This is a genomic window from Flavobacterium sp. DG2-3 (genome assembly GCF_030730925.1).
Taxonomy (GTDB): Bacteria; Bacteroidota; Bacteroidia; order Flavobacteriales; family Flavobacteriaceae; genus Flavobacterium.
On sequence record NZ_JAVAMB010000002.1, the window covers coordinates 282,028 to 307,099 of the forward strand.

General features: G+C 34.4%; 20 protein-coding genes. 7 read left to right on the forward strand and 13 right to left on the reverse strand.

Features of this window, described 5'->3' with window-relative positions:
• Positions 1–24: 24 nt before the first annotated feature.
• From Q9Q97_RS05250 to Q9Q97_RS05275, 6 genes are all read right to left on the reverse strand, one after another.
• A complete protein-coding gene (locus Q9Q97_RS05250; protein WP_115887082.1) occupies positions 25–339 on the reverse strand; it encodes a DUF4133 domain-containing protein in 315 nt (104 codons plus the stop codon).
• Between the two features lie 12 nt (positions 340–351).
• Entirely contained in the window at positions 352–690 is a 339-nt protein-coding gene (locus Q9Q97_RS05255) for a DUF4134 domain-containing protein (protein ID WP_306155577.1), read from the reverse strand.
• Between the two features lie 130 nt (positions 691–820).
• Complete coding sequence (locus Q9Q97_RS05260) at positions 821–1,294, reverse strand: hypothetical protein (protein ID WP_306155313.1); 474 nt, start codon at positions 1,292–1,294, stop codon at positions 821–823.
• Between the two features lie 569 nt (positions 1,295–1,863).
• The gene (locus Q9Q97_RS05265) at positions 1,864–3,057 is read right to left on the reverse strand and encodes a hypothetical protein (protein ID WP_306155315.1); all 1,194 of its coding nucleotides are present in this window, start codon (positions 3,055–3,057) and stop codon (positions 1,864–1,866) included.
• Positions 3,058–3,081: 24 nt separating this feature from the next.
• Positions 3,082–3,978 (reverse strand): AraC family transcriptional regulator, encoded by an 897-nt coding sequence (locus Q9Q97_RS05270; RefSeq protein ID WP_306155317.1) that lies wholly within the window; start codon positions 3,976–3,978, stop codon positions 3,082–3,084.
• 315 nt (positions 3,979–4,293) lie between these two features.
• Positions 4,294–4,986, reverse strand: coding sequence for a hypothetical protein (locus tag Q9Q97_RS05275; RefSeq protein ID WP_306155319.1), 693 nt, complete (start codon positions 4,984–4,986; stop codon positions 4,294–4,296).
• A 336-nt stretch (positions 4,987–5,322) separates the two neighbouring features.
• Here Q9Q97_RS05275 and Q9Q97_RS05280 point away from each other — a divergent pair, with 336 nt between their 5' ends.
• Positions 5,323–7,005 (forward strand): helix-turn-helix domain-containing protein, encoded by a 1,683-nt coding sequence (locus Q9Q97_RS05280; RefSeq protein WP_306155321.1) that lies wholly within the window; start codon positions 5,323–5,325, stop codon positions 7,003–7,005.
• A 102-nt stretch (positions 7,006–7,107) separates the two neighbouring features.
• Here the strand turns inward: Q9Q97_RS05280 and Q9Q97_RS05285 are convergent, their stop codons facing one another.
• The 3 genes from Q9Q97_RS05285 to Q9Q97_RS05295 all read right to left on the reverse strand — a co-directional run bounded on the left by Q9Q97_RS05285 (position 7,108) and on the right by Q9Q97_RS05295 (position 10,578).
• The gene (locus Q9Q97_RS05285; RefSeq protein ID WP_306155323.1) at positions 7,108–8,859 is read right to left on the reverse strand and encodes a DGQHR domain-containing protein; all 1,752 of its coding nucleotides are present in this window, start codon (positions 8,857–8,859) and stop codon (positions 7,108–7,110) included.
• A gap of 2 nt (positions 8,860–8,861) precedes the next feature.
• Positions 8,862–10,121, reverse strand: a complete 1,260-nt coding sequence (locus Q9Q97_RS05290) for a site-specific DNA-methyltransferase (protein WP_306155325.1) — start codon at positions 10,119–10,121, stop codon at positions 8,862–8,864.
• Positions 10,122–10,338: 217 nt separating this feature from the next.
• A complete protein-coding gene (locus Q9Q97_RS05295; protein WP_371878204.1) occupies positions 10,339–10,578 on the reverse strand; it encodes a helix-turn-helix domain-containing protein in 240 nt (79 codons plus the stop codon).
• A 531-nt stretch (positions 10,579–11,109) separates the two neighbouring features.
• Between Q9Q97_RS05295 and Q9Q97_RS05300 the strand changes: the two genes are divergently transcribed.
• The 3 genes from Q9Q97_RS05300 to Q9Q97_RS05310 are packed head-to-tail and all read left to right on the forward strand — an operon-like array spanning position 11,110 to position 18,208.
• Positions 11,110–14,133, forward strand: a complete 3,024-nt coding sequence (locus Q9Q97_RS05300; protein WP_306155327.1) for a SusC/RagA family TonB-linked outer membrane protein — start codon at positions 11,110–11,112, stop codon at positions 14,131–14,133.
• Positions 14,134–14,143: 10 nt separating this feature from the next.
• Entirely contained in the window at positions 14,144–15,526 is a 1,383-nt protein-coding gene (locus tag Q9Q97_RS05305) for a RagB/SusD family nutrient uptake outer membrane protein (protein ID WP_306155328.1), read from the forward strand.
• A 15-nt stretch (positions 15,527–15,541) separates the two neighbouring features.
• Positions 15,542–18,208: a prolyl oligopeptidase family serine peptidase gene (locus Q9Q97_RS05310; protein WP_306155329.1), complete on the forward strand. Its 2,667-nt coding sequence runs from the start codon at positions 15,542–15,544 to the stop codon at positions 18,206–18,208.
• A gap of 59 nt (positions 18,209–18,267) precedes the next feature.
• On the opposite strand, the gene Q9Q97_RS05315 is transcribed toward Q9Q97_RS05310, so the two are convergent.
• From Q9Q97_RS05315 to Q9Q97_RS05330, 4 genes are all read right to left on the reverse strand, one after another.
• Positions 18,268–18,546 carry a hypothetical protein gene (locus Q9Q97_RS05315; RefSeq protein ID WP_306155331.1) on the reverse strand — a complete coding sequence of 93 codons (279 nt, stop codon included), beginning with the start codon at positions 18,544–18,546 and terminating at the stop codon, positions 18,268–18,270.
• Positions 18,547–18,653: 107 nt separating this feature from the next.
• Entirely contained in the window at positions 18,654–18,935 is a 282-nt protein-coding gene (locus Q9Q97_RS05320; RefSeq protein ID WP_306155333.1) for a hypothetical protein, read from the reverse strand.
• Between the two features lie 101 nt (positions 18,936–19,036).
• Positions 19,037–20,554 carry a MauE/DoxX family redox-associated membrane protein gene (locus tag Q9Q97_RS05325; RefSeq protein ID WP_306155335.1) on the reverse strand — a complete coding sequence of 506 codons (1,518 nt, stop codon included), beginning with the start codon at positions 20,552–20,554 and terminating at the stop codon, positions 19,037–19,039.
• Positions 20,555–20,775: 221 nt separating this feature from the next.
• Positions 20,776–21,060 carry a hypothetical protein gene (locus Q9Q97_RS05330; RefSeq protein ID WP_306155337.1) on the reverse strand — a complete coding sequence of 95 codons (285 nt, stop codon included), beginning with the start codon at positions 21,058–21,060 and terminating at the stop codon, positions 20,776–20,778.
• 338 nt (positions 21,061–21,398) lie between these two features.
• On the opposite strand from Q9Q97_RS05330, the gene Q9Q97_RS05335 reads away from it, so the two are divergent.
• From Q9Q97_RS05335 to mobC, 3 genes are read left to right on the forward strand one after another with little or no spacing between them, the layout of a single operon-like run.
• Positions 21,399–21,788 (forward strand): plasmid mobilization relaxosome protein MobC, encoded by a 390-nt coding sequence (locus tag Q9Q97_RS05335; protein ID WP_306155339.1) that lies wholly within the window; start codon positions 21,399–21,401, stop codon positions 21,786–21,788.
• Positions 21,776–23,059 carry a relaxase/mobilization nuclease domain-containing protein gene (locus Q9Q97_RS05340; RefSeq protein WP_306155342.1) on the forward strand — a complete coding sequence of 428 codons (1,284 nt, stop codon included), beginning with the start codon at positions 21,776–21,778 and terminating at the stop codon, positions 23,057–23,059. The genes Q9Q97_RS05335 and Q9Q97_RS05340 overlap by 13 nt, the downstream gene beginning before the upstream one ends.
• A gap of 21 nt (positions 23,060–23,080) precedes the next feature.
• Positions 23,081–25,063, forward strand: coding sequence for a conjugal transfer protein MobC (gene mobC, locus Q9Q97_RS05345; RefSeq protein ID WP_306155344.1), 1,983 nt, complete (start codon positions 23,081–23,083; stop codon positions 25,061–25,063).
• Positions 25,064–25,072 lie beyond the last annotated feature (9 nt).

Here is a 25,072-nt window from a genome sequence, read left to right on the forward strand (position 1 = left end):
ATTTTTACTATTAACGCTCTACAGCTATATCTTTAAAAAAATACCTCTACTATAAACTTTAATACATTTTGGAATCTGCTTCTTGGCTAGTGCCTTCATCATACCGAATTCTCCATACTGATTACTCATTTTGTATATTTTAAAAACTAAAAAAGCACCAGCAATCCCAACAAGTCCAACGCATAATAGCGAAGGAAGCCCAATGATATAAAGGATCGCAAAAATGATCATAAGAGATACAACACCCCCTCCCAAATACCAGATATACTGAGCTTTTAAGCCTTTAAATTCTATACTTTGATTAATTCCTTTGTTGATCTGGTAAACACTGTTACTCATAAGAACCTATGTTTAAACCCCGAAAAAGGATTTAATTACTGTAGCCACTACAACCAGAAAGACACAACTTCCAAACCAAGCCGCCGCAACCTTGCCTGTATCAGGATCACCAGCATTCCATTTCTGATAAACCTTTACTGCTCCTATCAAGCCCAATATTGCGCCTACAGCATACATTAGCTCAGTACCTGCATCAAAATAGCTTCTCACTTTTTGATTCGCTTCATTAATGCCAGCTACACCATCTTGGGCATAAATTTTTGTTTCATACACCAACAACAACGCAAGTATACAGTAAGACAATACTTTCTCCTCATCTAAATCCTTTAATTTCCATCCGCATTTTTTCATAACCATCATTTTTAAAGTTTTCAATACACCTATTTAAAAAGCAGAGGAATATCGCTGTTGCAACTCTTTTTCCTTGTCACATAAAGCCATACCGCACCAGAGAGAACAGGGATAATTCCTCCGCTGAATTTTAGAAAACACTTCCTTCCCACAGACTGTCAGCCTCACTTAAAGTCAAAATCAGGTTTGGATATTTTGAAGATTCAGTTACCATTAGTTTATTGATATTTTCTCGAAGTGAAGAAATTTTCACATAAGGATATTCATCGAGAACCATTCTTAGATAGTTTTGAAAGTGCTCTTTTGAAAAGTTCTTTTCATCACTTTCTGCAACAGCCTGAAGAATTCGGACAGAAAGTTCTTCAGCATCTTCCAAAGTATCAAATGATTCTGAAAAAGCCGAAGACAAAGATCTATATGCTCCCGAATCTTGTCCTTTTTTTTCGGTCATATTTTTAAGTGAAGTAAACTTGAGTTTCTTTTCTCCTGAAAATATCTTCAACAGATCTTTATAATAAAACTTTAATAGTATTATTAAATACCAGATCAGTACCACCACGCCTAAAACAGTTAAGTAACTGCTCCATGAAATATTTGTAAACATAGCATCATCATTTATAATTCAACATTCATCTCTCTCTTTGCAATCTATCAAATTGTTTGACATGATTTATTTTATGAGTCAAAGGAACAACTACAATACTTCCTCTACAAGTACAACTTTTTTGTACCCCGTTGTACCCCCAATGTTTACAGGGAAAAAGCACTTAATAATGAGTATATACGCAATAAAAAAGCCTATGAAAAAGTGAATTCTTTTCATAGGCCTGTATTAAATTTTTAGAAAGCGTAATTTACCTTCTCATAGCTTTTATTAATTTGCTATTTCTTTTATCTGCTCTTGAATTCTGCAGAGATATTACTGCCCAAATTGCGGCAGGAATCCAGCCTATCAAAGTTATCTGCAAAATGAAGCAGATTATACAGGTAAAAATCTTTCCTCTTAAAAGAAAAGAAATACATGGAAAAAATATTGCAATTAGTGTCATAATTATAATTTTTAATGGTGATTTTGATTAAGTGATTGTTCATTAATAGACACCTTTTCAGTGTTTTCGTTACGAAAACACAGTTATTTTCTTTTCAAGTTCAATACTATAACAATTATGACTATTAGTAGGACTTGATCTTTTCTATAATTTTTTTTAAGGTTTGAATAGCAATTTCTTTATCCCTGTCTTCAGCATTATACGATTTACTTCTTACTGATTGATAAGAAAGATTCTTTTTAAAAGGAGTGGAAAGAAATGGTACAATAGTTTTAAAGACTAAACTCATTGATCTAGCTTTCAAAACTCTTGATTCATCACCAGCTCTTAGTATCAGTGCCATTTGATCGGTTGAAAGTGTGCATTCAACTTTATCTTCTCCCATTTGCATGGATTCAGTCGCTGCATTGTTTTCATCTACATCTACAGAAAGTTCCTTTTTTCTCTCAAGATATTTTATTTCATGCCTAAACCAATTTTCCAGCATAAAACTTATATTCTGCTTTGAAGGATCAAAAGCTATTCTTTCACTAGAGGATAATTGACTGAACTCTTTATAACAGAATAACAACTCGCCAATTTTACCAGCCAATGTTTCCTGGGATTTAAGATGATTCTCTACCTTCTCGATAACATGGCTTATATAAAAACTGTCATTAAAATTTACTTCTATCAATAACTCGTCTAATAAAGAATAAAAGTTTGATTTACTTTCAATTGCCAGTTGCATCTCCACTTTCTTTAATAGTTCTTTTTGATATAGTACTTCTCTGTATGTAATTTTGTTTCCTGCATTAATTTGATTTGATACAGTTAAAGCATCGACAATGATCTGAATAACTCGATTGACATCATTTATAGCTGTCTTTTTCTTTGAAAGTCTTCCTATCTTTAAAAGTATTTCCTTTCTCGAAACTAATAAATATGGTAAAGGAACACGCTCATCAAGATTCAAATAATTGGGATAACGATTTTCAACAAAATACAATAAATCATCCAATGTGTCTATTATCGATTCAGTTATGCGAAAAAAAATACCGTCTTTAAGAATTTCATTATTTTGATTTTCAATAATATTATCAAGGAGATAAACCAACGTTGAATGATACTTTCTTACCAAAAGTCGAATTTGCCTCTTTTTTTGTAGAGCAAAAATTTCGTTCTTTAACTGGATTTGAATTTTATGAGATTCTCTAGAAAGATTCTCAGTTATAAAAACCAAATCACTCTGTGACAGATTACCGATATTTGATTTATTAGGATTTAGGGTAAGCAATATCAATGAATCTATCCATTCTAAAGGATATATAGTAATCATGACAGTAGTTTTAATTTAAATTAGTCAACGAAAATCTGACGTTTTAAATCTCCCAACAGTCTTTTGACGATATTCCGAAGGAGAAAGCGAAGTGTGTTTCCTAAAAAAGGCACTAAAATTCGCCAGACTACTAAATTCAAAATCCTGTCCAATAAAAGCAATGGAGGATTGTGAATTTTCTAGAAGATTCTTTATTTCATTTATGATTGCCACATCTATGAGGCTTTTAACGGTCTTTCCTGTTATCTGTTTGACAGTCCGATTTAAATAACCTCTTGTAACAAATAACACACCTGCATAGAACTTGGCACTGTGCTGCTTTTTGCAGTGAATTGTCAAAATAGTCAGAAACTTAATTGTGAGCCCCTCCTGCCGGGTAAAACTGTTCTGAGTTTGTAAATCTGATCTATTAAAAATAAATTTAAGCTCATATAAGAAAAGGTTGAAACTTATGCGTTGCAGTTCCACATCCTGCTCATTTCCTGCTGCATCTTTATTGACAAAACAGATTAGTTTGTAAATTAATGACAAGACCAAAAAATCCTTCTCACCAAGTGTTATTTTTGATGACGGTTCACCAAGCAGAAAATTGAATGAATCAACCAATTCTTTCTTTAGGCAATTTTCAAAAGCGAAATGTGATGTAAAAGAAAGGAGCAGCAACTGCAGTCTACCCTTAACTTCCATAATAGTACAAAATGAATTTTTAGGAATTACGAGCAGATCGTGTGGAAGTAATTCCTGTGTAAAATCACTTAGCTGTATTTTGAATTGTCCAGACTTTATCAGTATAATTGCATAATTGTTCACTTGAAAGGAATCATCTGCTGCAGTTTTGACTATGTACTTTTTAATAATGTGTACATCAAGTCCAGAAATAGGCAGATTCTTCATTTCAATATTTATTAAATCCTTCATCATAATATCATAGTTAAGTTAATTATGGAAAAGAATAATAGATCTTGCATGTTACTTAGATCTTATCCTTATAAGAATTTTCGATCATTACGAATGACAAAAAATAAAGGTTCAAAAGGCAAGTTATAAATAGCAGATATGCCAATTTTCTCGGGTCACTGCTTTTTCTTCCTCCAGTAATAATGTAGCCAACTATTTCATCATAGCTGAATAAGCATATGATGAAATAAAGGCTTACAAGATTAAAAATGACCAATAATAAATAGAGGATTGTTCGAGGTTTCATTTTAAAGAGATCAAGATTAATCAAAATTAACGTCACAGAATGTTTTTAAGTAATACAATGATAGAAGTGAAGGCGATTTCATCAAGGGAAAAAATCGAGTTAGCTTTTTTATTGCCAGCAGATGATTCCCAGTCCCTATCTTTTCGTTCAGATGCTGAGTAAAGTGAGTATCTCGAAATAGAAGTCACAGTTAAAATAGTATCCTTATCATCTTCACTTATAGTACTATTTTCGATAATACTATCTTCGTAGGAAACGACATAGTCATATTTGACTCCAAATTCTAATTCACGTTTTAAGAGAAGACCTTGTAAGAAGTTTGTAATACTAGATTTTGATGCTGGAGAGAGTAAACTATTCTGTACAATTGTAATCATCATATTATCAGGATCAGCCATGATAAAATCTACAATCGAATCGTTAAATGAAATTATATTTTTATGCGAATATTGGCTGTAGCCTATTTTATTTGAGATAAACCTAATTTGATCCCTAAGTTCAAGGGTCGACTTTGGCATTTGATGATCTTGATAATAAATATTTAATTCATTGTAATACATTTTTCCTTTGTAATCGAAAGGATTAGCAGTATTCATTGGCAGCGCTAACCCGTTACTAGATTTGGCTTCTGCATTTGAAAAGGGTTCAGATTGATTAATTTCTGAATCAGTTGAACATGAAATAAAGAAACATACTAAAACGCTGCATAATATTAGATTTTTCATCGTAATGGGTATATGAGAGTGAATGAGAATTTCTTCTCAGTTCATTTCATCCGGATAAGCGGAACTTTAATTCGGCACGATGCCAAACATTTTCGCTATTGAATTCAAAGCAAATCTATCCTGTTGAAAAGTTTCCCACAACTTCATTGGTATCGATTTATTAAAAATATGATTGCGATTTATTAAAAATCCACACCTCTTTTTTATAAACAAAACACTACAATTCAAATGTTTATGTTATTTTTGAGTTAATCTAATGTAAATTTATTAGTCCAGCTCTGATGAACTGTTAGAGGTAACTTTATACAGAAATTAGTCCCCCTAACTATAGCTTTTATGAGAAAAAAATATTTACTACTATTGATAATTTGTGTACCTACCTGGTCCGCTGCACAGAAAATTCATCAAAAATATCCTGACTCGTTAAACAAAAAAAGTTATGAATATCTAGATGAGAGAATTTATGAGCTTAGAAAAGACAGCGCAAGATCTTCTATTTACCTATATGTCTATCTTCGTAAAGCAAAAGAGGAAAAAAATTATAAAGAAATCATCAATGGGTACCAGAATCTTCTTCATCAGTCATCAGATAATAAACGTATGATGTATGCAGACAGCATGGTGTATGCATCTAAAAAGTCAAACGATAAAATTCTAATAGGATCAGCCTATTTGTCTAAAGGAATTGAATATTATGCTTTAAAACAGCACAATAATGCACTTGACAATTTCATTATCGCAGACAGTTTGATCTCGCAGACAAGTGATAGATATCTTCGCTATAAGTTGAAATATCATATTGCTTTGGTTAAATATTATCTCGGGTATTATGATGAGGCAATTGCATTACTTAGAGAATGTATAACTTATTTTAAAAATGAAAATTCAAGGGCCTATTTAAATTCATTGCATTCCTTGGGTTTATGCTATAATAGAATCGGCAACTATGGATTATGCTCCCATACAAATGAGCTAGGTCTTTCTGAATGCAAGAAGTTAGACATTCAAGAGATGGAAGTTTACTTTATTCATTCTCAGGGAATAAACGACTTCTTTCAAAAAAATTATGCCTCAGCTATTAAAAATATAGAGTCTTCCATCGAGGGATTAAAAGAAAAGAAAGATTTCGGTAACGAATCAGTTGGATACTTTTACATTGGTAAAAGTTATTGGGAAGTTAGACAATATGAGAAAGCATTACCTTACTTTGAAAAGGTAGATAATCTGTTTAATATAAAAGGTTATCTCCGCACTGATCAAAGGGAAATGTATGAGCTTTTAATTAAGTATTATAAAAATAATGGTAATACAGATTTACAATTATACAATATTGATCAATTACTCAAAGCAGATAATATACTAAATGAAACTTTTAAATATTTGGTTGGAAAAATCAATAAAGAATACAATACGCAGGAACTAAAAATTGAGAAGCAAAATCTAAAAAATGAATTGCAAAGAAAAAATTTTAAGTACTCGGTTTTAACTGGTTTTACTTCCCTCCTTTTCTTGTCTTTTGTCTTCATGACCTACAGATATTATAAAAATAGAAGAATATATCGTCAAAAATTTGATGAGCAGATGATACAGATTTCTACCTCCGAGAATAAAGCAAAGCCCAAACAAAAAATTGAAAAACCTTTATTATCGGATATAAATCCTGAAACTGTTACAACTATCCTTAAACAGTTGGATAAATTTGAAATAGATAAGAAATTTTTAGAGAAGGATTGGAGTCTTTCTAAGCTCTCAGCTGCATTTAAATCCAATCCAACTTATCTTTCATCAATTATCCGTCATTACAAAGAAAAGGGATTTAGTGAATATATAAATGATCTTAAAATTGATTACCTAATGTCATTGCTTTATAATAATAAACTTGTACGCAATTATACAAACAAAGCGTTGGCGGAGGAGGCAGGTTTTAGCAGTACCCAAAGATTTGTAAACGCTTTTAAGACTAAGACTGGAATGCCCACTGCTTATTTTGTTGAACAGATTAAAAAAGGGAAAAACTAGTAACTAATCGAATATTACAAATCAATTAATTTATGCTTATAGTTAATTTATAGAGTTCTACGCGGATTCAAATTTTAAATTGAAAATACTTTTTGAAATTAATTATACCCACGCCTCGCTATCTATTTTTAGAGACAATCTTGGCCAATGACTTGAAGCATATTGACTAAATTCTTCTTTTGTAAAATCTATTGTAAGGTTGGACATTTTTTGTCTATAAAATTCGAAATTCTGTACACCGTTATACTTTGTCAATGAGTTTCCAAAACTCTTTAAAAAAGCTACAATAGCAGTTGACGTCAAAATTCTGCCATTTTTATTATTAAGATCCCAAAACTCTTTATATTTTACTTTTACTCCAGAAAAAAACAAGGATATTGACGCCGCGCAAAATTTGATATATTCTTGATACAATTCGTCAGTCCAGTCATCACTTAGCAAATTATTTTTATCAATGTGATTCCAATACTTGAATAGACATTCCTTAGTAGCTGAAATCTCTACTACACCCTGCAAGCCATACTTTACAATAGTAGGGGTTCTAATTCCATTCTTATCTAATGGAGATAGTAAAAATAAATTTTTAAATGGTTCGCGATTATTCATTTTCATTAAAACATTACTAGCAACACCTAGTGGTGAGGTTGGAGATTTTAATGTTTCAATATATTGTAGTAGATCAGTTTTAACTTTATTGTGATTATTGTTCATCAACAAAAATAAACTACTTTCAAAAATTCGCTTTTCTGATTCTTTATAGATTTTTTTATCGTAAAAAATACCTGTAACAAACAAGTGTCTTCTATCTCTTTGTTTTTTTATATCTGCTTCTAAATTATCCGCACCGTGATAGTGTCCAAAAACACGATGTTGTCCATCAATAATTCCAATTGAATTTATTAAATAAGGAATTCTTATTTGAACATTTGATATTTTTCCTATTTCGCTAACATCAACTTCTACAAATTTATCATTTTCATTTTTCTGAGTGAATGATGTTCCCTCTGGTAAACTTACAACAATATTATCAATAAAAGTTCGTTGGGATTTGGCAAGATATGCCCTAATTCTATCAATTTTTGGCTTTTCAACAAGTCGTTGGTAGTATTGACCTAATTCACTTTCCCAACTATCCTTTCTGAATACATATGCACAGTCTAAAAGTTCTTGAGCTTTCATAACAAAAGATACAATTGACATTCCAGCTGGAAATCCTGTACCAGCTTCTGGTATTATTACAGCGGAATCAATATGTCTATCTTGTGTACTAGAACTATCTTCACCAATATCGCAATGTTCATATCCTAAAAATTTATAAAATTCATTTCGTGCTGAAAATCTAATACTTTTTGAAAGATGCAAAAAATATCGTAAAACAGATGGACCAAGATATTTTATTACTGGATACCTCTCTTTTACTTCATCATCAACCGCAGATTCTGATGCGTAACAATATGAAATTTTATATCGAGCTACTGGATACTCTAAAGGAATTTTAAATTTATCAACAGATATTTCTGCCACCCAATTCAGAAACAATTGTTTATTTTCAAGAATTTTTTCAAAATAATCAACCTTTTTACGCAAATGATCATTATCAGATGAAATAGTTTCTTCAATAATTACAATTATATTTTCTTTAAAATATAAACCATCAATATCTCCTGGTATTCCACCAAATTCCTTTGTTTTACCATTTGTAGAAATATAGTCAAAACCCATTGTTTTAAGCATACTAAGTACGTCACTATGAAGTTTTTTCTCACGTTTTAACTTCAATTTTTCCTCAGCTGAAAGTACTTTTCGCTTCTTTAGAGGTGTGCTTTTTTTCGATGGATTATTTTTTTTTTGCATAACTATTCATTAGGAACCTTGATTGAAATATTAGAATAAATATAATCGTATTTACTTTCTGATTTCAGTATTTTTTTATTACTGCATTTAGAAGTATATGCGAAAAACTTCCCCCTTTTATAACGAAATACATCCTCATTTCCAATCGATTGCAATAGTAAAGATTCATTCATAATTTGGATATCAACTTTAATTTTTGATTGATGAATTAATGATAATAAAGATTTATCCTCAATGTTAACATCTGGACTTACAGTACTCTTGTAGAAAATTAAATTTAATTCATTGTTAATACTATCTTGAGCGTACATTAAAAATTCGTAATTATTTTTCTTTGTTATATATTCGAAAATACCATTCGCTACTTTGAGTTTTCTTAATTTATTGTTTGTCTCTTTAAAGTTTTTAATTAAAATACTTGTCTCTCTTATTTCAACTTTTCTTTTAATCCAATATTTTTCTGCACCGTCTTTAACTTGATTAAAAAATCGATCCCTATAATCAGCATTTACATCGATTCCTGCAGAATTTCTTTCCATTAAATTTGCCATCGCTAACACTGCCCCTGATCCTGCAAAAGGATCAAAAACAAAATCATTTTTGTCTGAAGAGATGGAAATTATTTTTTCAACTAATGGAAACGGGAAAGGACAAAAATGCTTTTGTGAATTTTCACCCCATCCCCTAATAGGAGTTGTAAAATTCCAGACATTTGATGGAGCTTTTCCATCTGGATTGTATCTCTCTGGATATGTTTTCCACCATTTCTTAAGATCAGTTATTTCTCTAACACTATCAATATTAAATTTATAATTATCACTTTTAGTAAAAAATAAAATATATTCATGTTGATTTTTAAAATTACCTTTTTGGTTCCATGGCAAATTTTTCTCCTTGTCCCAAATGATAATATCTTTTAACTTCCAAGTATCTTCTTTTATATTTTTTAATTTGTTTACTATATCAAAAGGAAATAGCTTTCTCTCTCCCTCTTTTTTAAATGTGTCAGCAACAAGCCAAAATGTTGCATCATCAGTTGCAGAATTATAACATTGATGATAAATATCACATATAGTTTCTAAAAAATCTTCATAACTAACACTGCCGTGGCCAATTTGATTTTCATTGTCGTCATAATTAATTAAATCGTAATAAGGTGGTGATGAAATTATTAGATTAGGATTAGGTAGTTTATTCTTGATTATTATTTTAGAAGTGTCTACAGCGTTCCCAAGTATATAATTTTGAATTATGTTAGTCATTGATAAAAATTGAAGTAGCTTAATTAAATTGCCCAACAATAATACTATTTTTTTACTATAAAATACTCATGTATTTTGCTCTATAATAGATTTAATTATTAATAAAATTATGTATGATGATAAAATTATTTTTACATCACTTTATATTTAAAGATATACTACTGTGTCAAAAGTGAATATAAATCATTTTTAATGAAAAATAATTTGTCACTAATATTTAGATTCCTAAGTCAAAAGGAAAATCGAACAATTCTTTTGGTGAAATTTCTAGTCCCTTCGCAATAGAAATAATTGTCCCCATTGATGCACCATGTTCACCATTAAGAACACGATATACTTGTTTTGGTTCCAGTTTGCCAATAGATGCAATTGTCATAACATCTTTATTATGATCCGCTATTAACTTCTGCAAATTCTCGCCAAAAGCTATAAAATATTTTTTTCTAATTTCCTTCACAAAGTGAAATTGAGACAATTAAAAGAAAATAAATTGTCAAATTTGACAATTTTGTGATTTTTATTCATATATTTGATGCTTTAATCAATATTTAAACAAATTTTAAATATGATTTACTAATTTTGCGATTCTTCAATAAAAATATTTGAAGCATTCGCTTTGAATCTCGAACAGAAAACTGGCGTTTTTAAACCACGAGAGGATAAGTAAGATGCTCACGTCATTGGCGTGGGCTCACTTATTGTGGTTGGTGCCGCCAGTACCTCTGTTCGATAAGATGAGTTCCATGCCTTTTTTTATGCATAAAACTCTTCAGCTATTCTAAGCGATTGAATTCTCCTAAGTATATAAAGTTTCGCTCCAAACACCTAAAAGTCGAACCTATAAAATTATTTCTATTGAGTTAAAATTTTCTTTATGACTATTAAGCCGTTTACTTAATACATAAAAATGGCCCTCTATCTCGTCGCCAAACTAACATAGAGGACCTTAGCTAATCAAACTAACGTTTAAACTAACCAATCCAATATTATGAATAATTTTTCATTTTACAAGGGTGGAAGAGATCTTTATTGCCTAATTTTTATAGGTATTATTTTGTCTTTTTCATCTGTTCGAGCCAAAGATGCCAGACGGGATCTTTCTTCAATCTTGCAGCAAATGCAAATTCATGGTACAATTACTGATGGAACTAATCCACTGCCGGGAGTTACAGTATCAATTAAAAATAAAGCTAATGGTGCCACTATATCGGATTATAATGGTCATTACAGCATTTCTGCTTCGCCTGATGAGGTTTTGATTATTTCTTTTCTTGGATTTAAAACTGCTGTAATTCCAATACAAGGCCGCACTACGATAGATATTAGGCTGCAATACGATACCACAACGCTGCAGGAAGTAAAAGTCAATGCAGGATATTATTCCGTCAAACAAAGCGAACGTACAGGAAGTATTTCCAGAATTACGTCTAAAGAAATCGAAACACAACCTGTTTCAAATGTGCTTGCAACTATGCAGGGACGCATGGCAGGAGTGAATATTGTACAAAGTACAGGGGTTCCCGGTGGTGGTTTTGATATAAAAATACGCGGACAAAACAGTATTCGTTCTGATGGAAATGCACCGTTATATATAATCGATGGCGTTCCGTATGCTTCCGATCCTATCGGTTCAAATTATACCGGCACAACATTCCCTACTGTAACTAGTCCCTTAAACAGTATTAATCCAGATTCCATAGAAAGCATTGAAATCCTTAAAGATGCCGATGCAACATCCATCTACGGTTCAAGAGGCGCCAATGGTGTGGTTCTGATAACCACTAAGAAAGGAAAAGCAGGAAAAACAAATTTCAGCATAACAGCCTCAACTGGTGCCGGCACCGTGACCCGATTTTTGAAACTGATGGATACTAGCCAATATTTAGCCATGAGAAAACAAGCATTTATTAATGATGGCCTGACAGAATATAATTTTTGGGACTATGACGTCAATGGCACTTGGGATCAAAACCGTTATACCGACTGGCAAAAAGAACTTTTGGGAGGAACTGCCCAGATAACCGATCTGCAGGGCAGTGTTTCAGGTGGATCCGATAATACTCAATTTCTGCTCAGCGGAAGTTATCATACAGAATCAACTGTCTTTAAAGGCGATTTTCTATATAAAAAAGGTGGTGGACAGATTAATATAAATCATCATTCTGACGACCAAAAGTTCAGATTAACCTTTTCAGCAGGTCTGAATGCGCAAAGAAATGACCAGCCCTCCTATGATTTTTCATACGATGCACGCTCCCTTGCACCAAATGCACCCGCACTTTATCAGGCAAATGGTGAACTAAACTGGGAAAATGGAACTTGGGACAACCCTCTAAGAAACCTCAATACCAAATTCGAATCTGCGACAAATGATCTAGTTGCTAATACAGTCTTATCCTATGAACTACTGCCGGAATTAATATTTAAAAGCAATCTGGGATATACTGATCTTAGCAATAAGGAAACTCGTGTGATTCCTTCAACCATTTACAATCCTGCCTATAATGTCAGTCCATCCAACTCGGCTATCTTTCTCAATTCAACCGACCGGTCTTCGTGGATAATCGAACCGCAGATCAATTGGAAAAAGGAACTATGGAATGGAAAAATGGACTTTCTTGCCGGTGCCACCTTTCAAAATCAAACAACAGACAGAAACTTCCAGAGCGCTTCCGGTTTCAGCTCCAATAGTCTTATCTACAATTTTTCAGCAGCTTCAATAACGCGTATTTTATTAAGCGATGAAAGCCAGTATATATATCAGGCTTTTTTTGGAAGGCTAAATTACAACTGGCAGCAGCGCTATATCATAAATCTTACGGCAAGGCGTGACGGCTCGAGCCGTTTCGGACCGGGAAATCAATTTGCCAATTTCGGAGCCGTTGGCGTCGCATGGCTTTTTTCAAATGAAAGTTTCTTTCGTGACATCTCATGGCTCAGCTTTGGAAAAATCCGTTCCAGTTATGGCACTACAGGAAATGATCAGATAGGAGATTATCAGTTTTTAGATACCTATACTACATCAGGAGTACTCTACAATGGAACTGTCGGCCTTAGGCCTTCAAGGCTTTTCAACCCTGATTTTGGCTGGGAAACTAATAAAAAACTGGAAGTTGCAATAGAACTTGGCCTCCTTAAGGACCGTATTTTTACTACAGCAGCATGGTACCAAAACCGTTCTTCCAACCAGCTTGTTGGTGTTCCACTTCCAGGTACTACGGGTTTTACTTTATTACAGTCCAATTTGGATGCGACTGTTGAAAATACAGGACTTGAGTTAACGCTTCGTACAATAAATTTTAAAGGCGGCTCATTCAATTGGACGACAAATTTAAATCTGACATTCGCAAGAAATAAACTGCTGCGTTTTCCAGGACTTGAAAGCTCTCCTTACAATCAGCAGTACCGTATTGGTCAACCGTTAAATATTGAGTTGCTATACAGCTACAAAGGGGTTAATTCCCAAACGGGAGTTTATGAGTTTGAGGATGTAAACAAGGACGGCAGAATATCTTTTCCTGAAGACCAGCAGACTATAGCAGACTTAAATCCAAAGTATTATGGGGGGATGCAAAATCAGCTGTCCTATAAAAACATTACACTCGATTTCCTGTTTCAGTTTGTAAAGCAAAAAAACAGAACCTATCCCATGGGTGCTGCCGGTATGATGTCAAATCAACAGGCACGAATCACAGACAGCTGGACAAGGCCAGGCGATATAAAACCTTATCAAATCGCTACCACAGGGTACAACACTGATGCCTTGACAGGTGACTACTTGTATTCTGAAAGCGATGCTTCGATTACGGATGCATCCTTTATCCGTCTTAAAAACATTTCACTCACTTATAATGTGCCGTTGCACTTAAAGGAAATGCAATGCAAGATCATGTTACAGGGACAGAATCTTTTGACTTTTACAAAGTACGAAGATGGTGATCCTGAGTTTACAAGCTATGGTTTTCTGCCGCCATTAAAAGTTATAACAGCAGGGATACAATTAACATTCTAAATAAGTTATCATGAAAACAATATATCGTACCACAAAATTTATTCTGTTCCTCTGCATCACAACTAATTTTGCATCCTGCGATTCATTCGTAGAAGTAGATCTCCCAAAATCACAATTAACAAGTGTGGCCGTATTTGAAGATTATGCCACCGCAGATGCTGCCCTGACTGATATTTATTCCAAAATTAGGGATATCGGAATGCTTTCAGGATCCGGCTATGGCATTTCGAATCAACTGGGAAATTATACTGACGAATTGACCAGCAATGAAAACCCCGGCAATACAAGTATCCCCTTTTTCCATAATTCCCTTCTTCCTTCAAATACTGTCGTAGCAGGCTACTGGAATTCGGCTTATAATCAAATATATGCAGCCAATGCAATAATTGAGGGCTTGGAAGCAAGTACAACTCTTTCTTCAGAGCAGAAAAATCAGTTAAAAGGAGAAGCACTTTTCATTCGATCTTTACTGCATTTGTACCTTCTAAATATATTTGGCGATATCCCCTATATTACCCAGACTGATTATAAAGAAAATAGAGTAGTTACCAGAATGCCGTCATCAAGGATTTACGAAAGCATAATTCTTGATTTGCAGCAGGCTGTTATGTTATTGCCTGCTTCCGATAACCTCGAAAGAACACGACCAAATCAATCTGCTGCTAAAACTTTGCTTGCCAGAACATATCTTTACAATAATTCTTATCCCGAAGCAGCAAACATGGCATCGGCTGTTCTCAATGAACAGGATTCGTATCTCTTAGAAGATATTACCGAAGTATTTCTTATAAATTCTAAAGAAACAATCTGGCAGCTGCAGTCTGGTACAGCCGGAAGAAATACAGCTGAAGCATCCTTTTTCACTTTTACCTCTGGCCCTCCTCCTCAGGTGTCACTCAGTGATAATTTTGTCAATTCATTTAGAACAGATGATCTGCGAAAAACAAACTGGGTTAAATCTGTTACAGACGGAACGATGTTTTGGTATCATCCCTACAAATACAGGGAATATAATTCTACAGCAGTTTCAAAAGAATACTCAGTCGTTTTACGTTTAGGCGAATTGTATCTTATACGTGCCGAAGCCAGAGCTCAGCAGGGTGAACTTACCGGGGCAAAAGAAGATCTCGATAAAATCAGGCACCGCGCCGGCTTAAATGATACAGATGCAGTTACAAAAGAAGAAGTGCTTAATTCTATAATGCAGGAAAGAAGATGGGAGCTTTTTACCGAGCAGGGACATCGCTTTTTTGACCTTAAACGTTTTGGACAAATTGATAACGCATTGAATGCATTAAAATCAGGGTGGAATACAACAGATAAACTGTTTCCGATTCCTCAGACCGAACTGAGCACAAACCCAAATCTTCGTCCTCAAAATCCGGGATATTAAAAACAACAGTGCTATATGTTTATCGATATCAACATAATTAATATCAAAAGCTTCACATGTTTTTTATTGTCTAGCTTAACGGTTTTATTTTTATTTTTTATTTTGCCATTAGTAACCTGTCCCTCTTGGGGGCAGGTGGTGCAAAAAAAACAGCTTACTCCTGCCGATTATCACCTTTGGGGAGAAGTTCATCTGGATAAGATTTCACCTGATGAAAAATGGGCAAGCTATAATTTATCCTATGAAAATGGCAGGGACACTTTATTTGTAAGAAATGTAATCAGCAATAAAACATTTGCTTTTGCTAAAGGTTATAATTCCACTTTTACCGATGACGGCTTTTTTATTTGTCAAAATGACGAGGATCTTCAAATTCTAAATTTACGCAGTGCAAAGAAACAAAACATCAGTGCGGTAAGACAATACTCCTACTCTGCTCAAAGCAGTCATTTGATACTTTTAATGGGCGATGGCCCAAAAGAAAACACACTAATCATTCGTAATCTTAAAGATAAAGTTATTAAGGAAATTAAAGATGTTACTCAATTTTCACTCAGTCCGGGCGGTCAGCAATTGGCGTATTCTAGCTTGGTCAACAAAGTTAATACCTTGTCAATTATGGATCTTAATGACACCAATAAGACCAACCATATTATATTGCATCAAGGAAATCAGTTTAAGGGCATTACTTGGCAAAAAGATGGCCGATCAATGGCTTTTCTTACCAGTTCTTCAGATCTTCTAATAAATCAACTTTTTTATTATAAGGTGCAAGGTGGTAAGCTTTTTAAATTTGATTCTCTTTCGCATTCAAACTTTCCGCCTGAATCTACTATATGCTATGATGACTTTTACAAATTAGTAATCTCGGACGATGCTAAAAAAGTTTTTTTTTATATTAAAAATAAGGGGGCGACATCAAAATTAAAACCGGACTCTGATGTTGAAATCTGGAATGCAAATGATAAACTGATTTACACAGAACAAAAACGAAATGGTGATTTTAAGACAATTCCCAAAATTACCCTGTGGCAGCCGGATCTAGGCGCATTTAATCTCATCAGTTCTGAAAAACTTCCTTATTTTCAAATCTCAAGAGACTTTAAATATGCAATTTTATCAAATCCGACCGACTATGAGCCTCAATTCGATTATGAAGGCCCAAGGGATTATTATATTATGAATCTTAGCACAATGGAAAAGAAACTTTTCCTACAGAAACAGTCCAGTACTGACGGTGAAATAATATTTTCTGCTGCAGGGAAATACATTGCCTGTTTCAGGGAAAAGAACTGGTGGATTTACGATATTTATTCAGATTCACTCAAGAATATTACAGCCAATATTGATGTGAAATTTATAGCCAAAGAACGAACTCTTGAGCCAGAATCTGTTTGCGGAAGTCCCGGGTGGAGCCTTGATGACAAAGAAATTCTGATTTATGACCAATACGATCTTTGGTCTGTTTCCCCTAAGGGAGCTTCCGCCAAAAGACTGACCCGAGGCAGAGAATCAAATATCCGCTTCCGCATAGCCGATTATTCTAATAATTCAGTAACCAGTACGATATTTCACGGTCTTGATTCACGAAGCTTTGACTTAGAAAAAAATATGTTTTTGCATGCTACTGGGCAGGATGAAAAAACTGGTTTTTTTAAATGGAATAATAAAACTGGAGAAATACCAATTGTATATGGAAACAGCTTTTTGGATGAACTAAAATATAATTCAGAGGGAAGAAATTTTTATTTTCGAGAACAAAAATTTGATCAGTCACCTGTGCTTGTAGCAAAACAATTGACCTCTGAGGCAAAGCCTTTTTTTAAGAGCAACCCGCAGCAGCAAAATTATTTTTGGGGTAGGTCCGAGTTAATTGAATTTGAAAATTCAAAGGGGAAGAAATTAAAGGCTGCACTCTTTTATCCGGCAGGATATGATTCCAAAAAAAAATATCCAATGGTAGTAAACATTTATGAAATTGAGTCGGATCAACTTCATATTTATGATAATCCTAGTCTTTATAATGAGAATGGATTTAATATTTCTATTTTTACCACTAATGGCTATTTTGTCTTGTTACCTGATGTTACATTAGAAGAACAAAACCCTGGCTTATCAGCAACAGACTGTATAGTGTCGGCAACAAAAAAAGTAATAGAAAAAGCAATAATTGATCCTGATAAAATTGGACTGATGGGACACTCCTTTGGAGGCTACGAATCTGCCTTTATTGTTACCCAAACTCCGATGTTTGAAGCCGCTATTGCCAGCGGCGCTATTACCGATTTAAACAGCTTTTATCATACAGTGAGCCAGCATAGTGGAAAACCTGACATGTGGAGATTTCAGAGCGTGCAATGGAATATGAAAAACACACCCTATGAAGCTTTATCATTGTATAACGCCAATTCTCCTATTATACATGTGGATAAAATTACGACACCTCTTCTTTTATGGACAGGAAAGCAAGACAAAACGGTTGATACACATCAAAGTTTAGAGTATTATCTGGCGCTTCGCAGACTAGGTAAAAAAAGTATCATGTTATTGTACCCTAATGAAAGCCACCTCATTACCAAACCGCAAAACCAAAAGGATATTACAATTCGAATGCTTCAATGGTTTGATTACTTTCTTAAAGATGATCATACTGTTCAATGGGTAGCAGATGGAATAAAATAATTTATTTTAAAGGCTGATAGAGTTTAAAAAACTGTATCAACCTTAATTTTTTTTTAAAATTATTCAGCACGATACAATGGCTGGACACAATTATTCTGAGCATCTTTATCGTATGCAATTGGACCTGATGTGATACCCAAACGGCATAAAAATGGGCTGGGAAGATCGCTACAAATAACACTTACATCCGTACATTTACCCTGTGCATTTACAATATATCCTATTCTTGCTGATGCACTTTTTTTAGAAGTGTTTTGCATCGATGTAGTTACAAAAGCACCGGTAATTCCCAATACAGCGACAACAACTGGAACTATCTTTTTTAATAATACTTTCATGATTTTTGATTTTAAAATTTAAGGGATAAGTTTTAATTCAACCAAAAAACAATGCAGCTCCAAATGAAGCTGCATTGCCCGTTTGATCTAAATTCTGTAACACCATATTATGGACGATACAAAGGCTGTACACAATTATTAGTTGCTACATCTTTATCGTATGCAACAGCTCCTGACGTACCGCCAATACGGCAGAGAAAAGCACTTGGTGTATCATCACAATTCACAGGAGTATTTATACATTTGCCCTGAGAATTTGCAAGATAACCGATCTTCGGGTTAAATGCACTTTTCGAAGCACTCTGCATAGATGTTGTTACAAAAGCTCCGGAAATCCCCAATGCAATAACAGCTATGGGTACCATGTTTTTAAAATTTAACGTTTTCATGATTTTTCATTTTAAGTTATAATTTGATCTACTTTTTTTTACAGGTGTTCGATCTTTTTCCTGACACTTGCAAGTATATTTTAAAATCTTATTAAGCAATTTTAGTTGCCTTTCATTTCTTTTTTTAATGCCTCTTTCAGTTCATAAACAACCAAATTGTTGCCAATCAAAGCATATAAATGTGTGGGTGTTACAATAAAGGAATTAAGTTTTTTGTTGGTGGTATGGTAAACAGGAAAACTCATGATGTAAGTATTCTTGTTGAGGTCATAGACATCAATTATAAAAGATTGTTCCCAAAGCTTATTGTTCTCAAATTTTCCCTTTACTTCTGAGTGAACAAACAATAAATTTTTACACACAGCTGCATGTGCGTTCACTACAAAAGGAGGTGCAGACATCGCATACTCTGATCCGTTGTCCAGAGCTGAAACTTTTATTTTTACATGCTCGATTGTATCTATAGTGTGCGCTCTGTGATCCAATTTTCCTGTCTTATCAGCTATAATGAATTCATTACGGTAATAGTACAAGTAGACGATTTTTTTTAATCCTTCACTATAAAGCAACGTGCCGTCAGTATCAAAAATACCGTCTATCTGCCGCTGCAGTAAATCCCTGCTGTATTTTATTTTGGGCATATCCTGATCATTAAAAATACCCAGAACATTTGCCGCCTTTTTTGCATTATTAGATCGAAAGGCTAGCGTAATGCTGTCAAGGGGAACAAGAAGTGTAAAATAGGGAGCACCCTTGAGTTCTTTTGTAATTTTCCAGTCCTTCACATTTCCTCTAAATACAGCAGGAACATTGCCGTCTGCCAGATAAAAATAAGGTGCTTGCACTGAAATTTTAACCATTTTAAAAGGTATTTTTTTGGGATTAAAAGTAATCGTATGTATCGTGTTACTTTTTAGACTATTGTCCCAAGACTCCATGTGCAGAGGATTCGTATAATTTCCAAGATAGATTTTATGGGCATTGTAACCCGCCAGATAATATGAATTAAGCTTTAGATCTACTGCATTAGAGAAAACAACAGGATGTTGGGGATAACGTCTGATAAATGGATTCTCGTGATGCATTATATCTTCGGAACTGACAAACAAAATAATTACTATACAACTGCTGAAAAGTAATATTCCCGCAATCCATTTATATGATTTTGAAGCAAATAAGCCATACCGCTTTTCTCTATTTAAAGTACTGCCTGTAATAATAGCAACAATTGCCAAAATCATAAATACAATATTAAAAATAAGATGAGTATCCCAGCTCATTTTTTCAAGGATCCCCCCACAGGAACAAGGTACAAATGAACTGTAATTTAATATGATGAAAATATACACTGTGAACATAGTCATCATACCTAAAGATGCTTTAAGACCAACCTGACGGCACTTGGGAATAATCAATGCTGTTGCAATAACTAATTCAATAATCGGAACCAGCCAAGATACCCAAAAAGCGTATGCACTTAATAGCGGGGACTGTCCCAACTGAATCTGAAAATTTTCAAAATCAAGAAACTTAGAGATTGCTGCGTAAACAAATAATAAAACAAACAATAGGCTAACTGCTTCTATAAAAACACTTTTAAAATTGAATCGTAGTTTCATAATCAAAAAGTTTATTATTTTCCAATTGCACAATTGCCGGCAAAAGCAAAAAACATCATATACAAATGTAGAGGTGTAATTTAAAATAGCGGTTATTAAAAAGGTGCGAAAAGTTTTAGAAAAGATGCCGATTTTCATACTGAAACACTGATATAAAAAAGCGCTTAATAAACAGTTCTATTTATTAAGCGCTCATCATTTTTAAGATGCTAATTCTCGTCTTACAGACTTCCGCTGAGTGTTATCAGCTTTTGATTGAGTTCTACCAGGCCAGCTTTCTGCAGACACTCTTCAGAAAGTTTTTTCAGGTCCAGCAACCCTTCCTCAGAAATAGTGGACAGGATACTCGATTCCTCTGACTTTGGATCCAGCCCTTTACTGATAACATGGCTCAGCAGCAGTACATTTTTTCGCGAAATTTTCAAATCAATCTTCACCAGCTCACTCATTCCAGGGGTACTCAGTACAGTATCATATACCTTGGAAACTTCATTTTTTGTAATCATAATTTCTACGTTTTTAGATTAATACTATTTGATGTAAAAATAAGAAGCACCCTTGAGTTTATTCACGTCAAAATCTGGTGATGATTGCCCGGCATTTGTGGCTTTCCTACATTCGTACATTGATTTATAAAGGAAGAGCACTCTGTAGAATTATAATAAGTCCTATAACTCATAATTCTCTATGCAATTCTTTAAAGAATCTGAAAGACTGCATCGTTCCTGCAGTCGGCCAGATGTCCGGTTGTATCACAACCGCTCTCTGGCTGCCCAATGGCTCGAAACTCGCCGGCAGAGAAATTTTAGGAAAAATATGGTTTTAGAAATGAAAATGAAACAAGATGAAAGAGAAAAACACAAACCGTATCAAGTGGGTCCACCTTAGGCTTACGACAGAAGAAATGAACCTTCTTCAAAGAAGATTTGAAAAATCCCTATGTCCCAAACTCAGCGATTTTGCCAGAAAAAATATGCTGGGAAAACCAGTAATTCTAAAATACAGAAACCAGTCTGTGGATGATTTTATACTAGAAATCAGCAGGCTCAGAGCAGACCTTAATGCGGTCGGAAACAATTATAACCAGATGGTGAAAAAGCTCCATACCCTGCAGCAGATTCCTGAATTCAGGGATTGGATTTATGCATGTCTGGAGCAGAAAGAAATACTTTTTGATTCCATTGAAAAAATAAAAAACTGTGTATTAAAACTCGCTGAAAAATGGTTGCAATAATTAAAACAGGACAGTCGGTAAGAAGGATATTTCATTACAACGAAAACAAAGTTTCTCTTGGTGATGCCCTGTGTATTGGCGAGAGAAATTATCCTGCAGATCACAACCATCTGAGCAGTTCACTAAAAATAAATCAGCTGCTTAATCAATTGGAACTTAATGAAAATGTCAAGCGCGGAAGTGTTCATATATCCCTTAATTTTCATCCCTTGGAGAAAGATCTGAACCCGGAAAGACTGATGGATATCGCCAATACCTATATGACAGAAATCGGATTCAGCGACCAGCCCTTTCTGGTCTATCAGCACTTTGATGCAGCACATCCGCACATTCATATAATTTCAATAAAAGTAAAAGCAAACGGCAGAAGAATTGATATGCAGAATATTGGCCGCAACCAGTCTGAGAATGCCCGTATAAAAATTGAAAAGGATTTTAATCTCATAAAAGCGCAGGGCCGGGAAAAGCAGGTCGATTACAGCCTAGAACCTATAAACCCCTCGATAGTAAGTTATGGAAAAATCCAGTCTAAAAAAGCAGTTGCCAAAGTACTGGATTTTGTACTGAATACCTATCAGTATAAAAGCCTTCCGCAGCTTAATGCTGTCCTGAACTTATACAATGTAATGGCAGACCGCGGCTCTGAAAGTTCACGTATTTTTAAAGGCGGAGGCCTCGTTTACCGCATCGTGGATAAAGATGGAAAACAGATCGGTGTTCCTATTAAAGCCAGCGATTTTTATAACAAGCCAACCCTTAGGTTTCTTGAGGGAAAATTTGAAGAAAACAGGATTAAGAATTCCAGACCCGGTCTTAGAATAAAAAATGAGGTACGTTCAGTTTTCCAATCAGAAACCCCATCTCTGCAGGAACTAGCACTGGCTTTGGAATCCCACGGAATTACATTGGTTCAAAGGCTTGCCCAAAATGGTTCATTATATGGCCTTACGTATATAGACCATGTTTCAAAACAGGTTTGTAACGGAAGTGAGCTGGGAAAAGAATTCTCTGCAGCGGCTGTACTGCAGTGCTGCAGAAACACGAAAGCAGTTTTTTTAAATAGTGCTTTTACATCTGAATTTCTAAAAAATCCAGCGGTCAAAATCCTTTTGGAAATACATGACATTCTGGTGTCAAAGAACCTATCCCCACAGCCATTGCAGGAATTTATCAGCAGTCTTTTTGAAAAGGAATATCCTGGCATCTATCTTCCTGCGGCATTGAAGAAAAAAAAGAAAAGAAGAAAAAGAAAGGGTCTTTCAAATAATTAATAAATTCTAAAAATTACAGTTATGCAGACAGGAGAAAATGAACAGGCACTGAGAAAAATTTTGGATATGACCCGGCTGATAAGCATTATTATTTTGGGGGTCCATTTTTATTATTACGGTTACAGCTTTTTTGCTGACTTAGGACTGACATCGAAATTCAGCAACCGGATTTTGGAGAATATTTACAGGACTGGACTCTTCAGCGGCTTCCTTAAATCCAAGCTTATGGCTCTGCTGTTGGTATTTATTTCCCTAATGGGAGCTAAGGGCCGTAAGAATGAAAAATTAAGACTTAAGACGGCTGTATATTTTATTGCCTCGGGGCTTTTATTATATTTTGGAAGTCAGCTTATTCTGTTGCTAAGCTTTGTTAATTTATCTGCTTTTGGTGTATATATATGCTTGACCTCTTTTGGTTTTCTTCTGGTGATTACCGGAGGAACACTTATCAGCAGAATGATCAGCAGGACTTTAAACGGACGCGATATCTTCAATAGGGAAAATGAAACATTTCCGCAGGAAGAAAGACTTCTGGAAAATGAATTTTCAATTAATCTCCCTGCAAAGTATTATCTTAAGGATAAAGTGAGAAAAAGCTGGATCAATATCATCAATCCTTTTCGAGGTCTTCTGGTGTGCGGCTCGCCAGGATCGGGTAAATCTTATTTTGTTATCCGCCATATAATTACCCAGCATATCGCTAAAGGTTTCACGATGTTTGTGTATGATTTTAAGTTTGATGACCTTACCAAAATCACTTACAATGCTTATTTGAAATACAGACATTTGTATTTGATCGAGCCTAAGTTTTTTGTCATTAATTTTGACGATCTTACCCGCTCCCACAGATGCAATCCCCTTGAGCCTTCATCCATGACAGATATAACCGACGCAGCAGAATCTGCGCGTACTATCCTTTTGGGACTCAACCGCGAATGGATCAAAAAACAAGGTGATTTTTTTGTTGAATCCCCTATCAATTTTTTAACCGCTGTCATATGGTATTTGAAAAAATACAACAATGGTGAATTCTGCACTCTTCCGCATGTGATTGAGCTCATGCAGCTGGAATATAACAATTTATTTACGCTTCTTAGATCTGAAAAAGAAATTGAAGTTCTTATTAATCCCTTTGTCAGCGCCTATTTAAATGAGGCCTCAGAGCAGCTTGAGGGACAAATTGCTTCAGCTAAAATTGCCATGTCAAGGCTCTCCTCTCCTCAGCTTTATTACGTGCTTTGCGGCAATGATTTTACGCTTGATATTAATAATCCACTAGATCCTAAAATCGTGTGCATGGGAAATAATCCGCAGAAAATACAGACTTATGGAGCCGTACTTTCTTTGTATATCAACCGCCTTGTCAAACAGGTAAACCAGAAGGATAAATTTAAAAGCAGTCTGATATTTGACGAATTTCCAACCGTATATCTAAATAATATAGATAGTTTGATTGCAACAGCAAGAAGCAATAAAGTCAGTACCTGTTTGGGAATACAGGACTTTAGCCAGCTCAAAAAAGATTATGGCCGTGAGCAGGCCGATGTGATTATGAACATAACGGGAAATATAATCTCAGGACAAGTTTCAGGCGATACTGCCAAACAGCTTTCTGAGCGTTTTGGAAAGATCATGCAGGAACGTGAAAGCCTTTCAATAAACAGTTCAGATACTTCCATCAGCAGGTCCCGCCAGCTTGAATCTGCCGTTCCTGCCTCTAAAATTGCATCGCTGAGTTCTGGAGAATTTGTTGGTATGATAGCAGATAATCCTGACTGTAAAATTGAGTTAAAAACCTTTCACTCTGAAATTATAAATAATCATCAGTCATTAAAAAAAGAGCAGGATAATTATATGGAAATTCCTATTATAAAAAAAATAGATAATGCTATTGTACAACAAAACTATTTACAGGTGAAACAGGATACACAAGATATAATTTATTCTGAAATGGAACGCTTGCGAAATGATCCTGCACTAAGATGTATAGTAATAAAGAAATAGCTTAAGTGA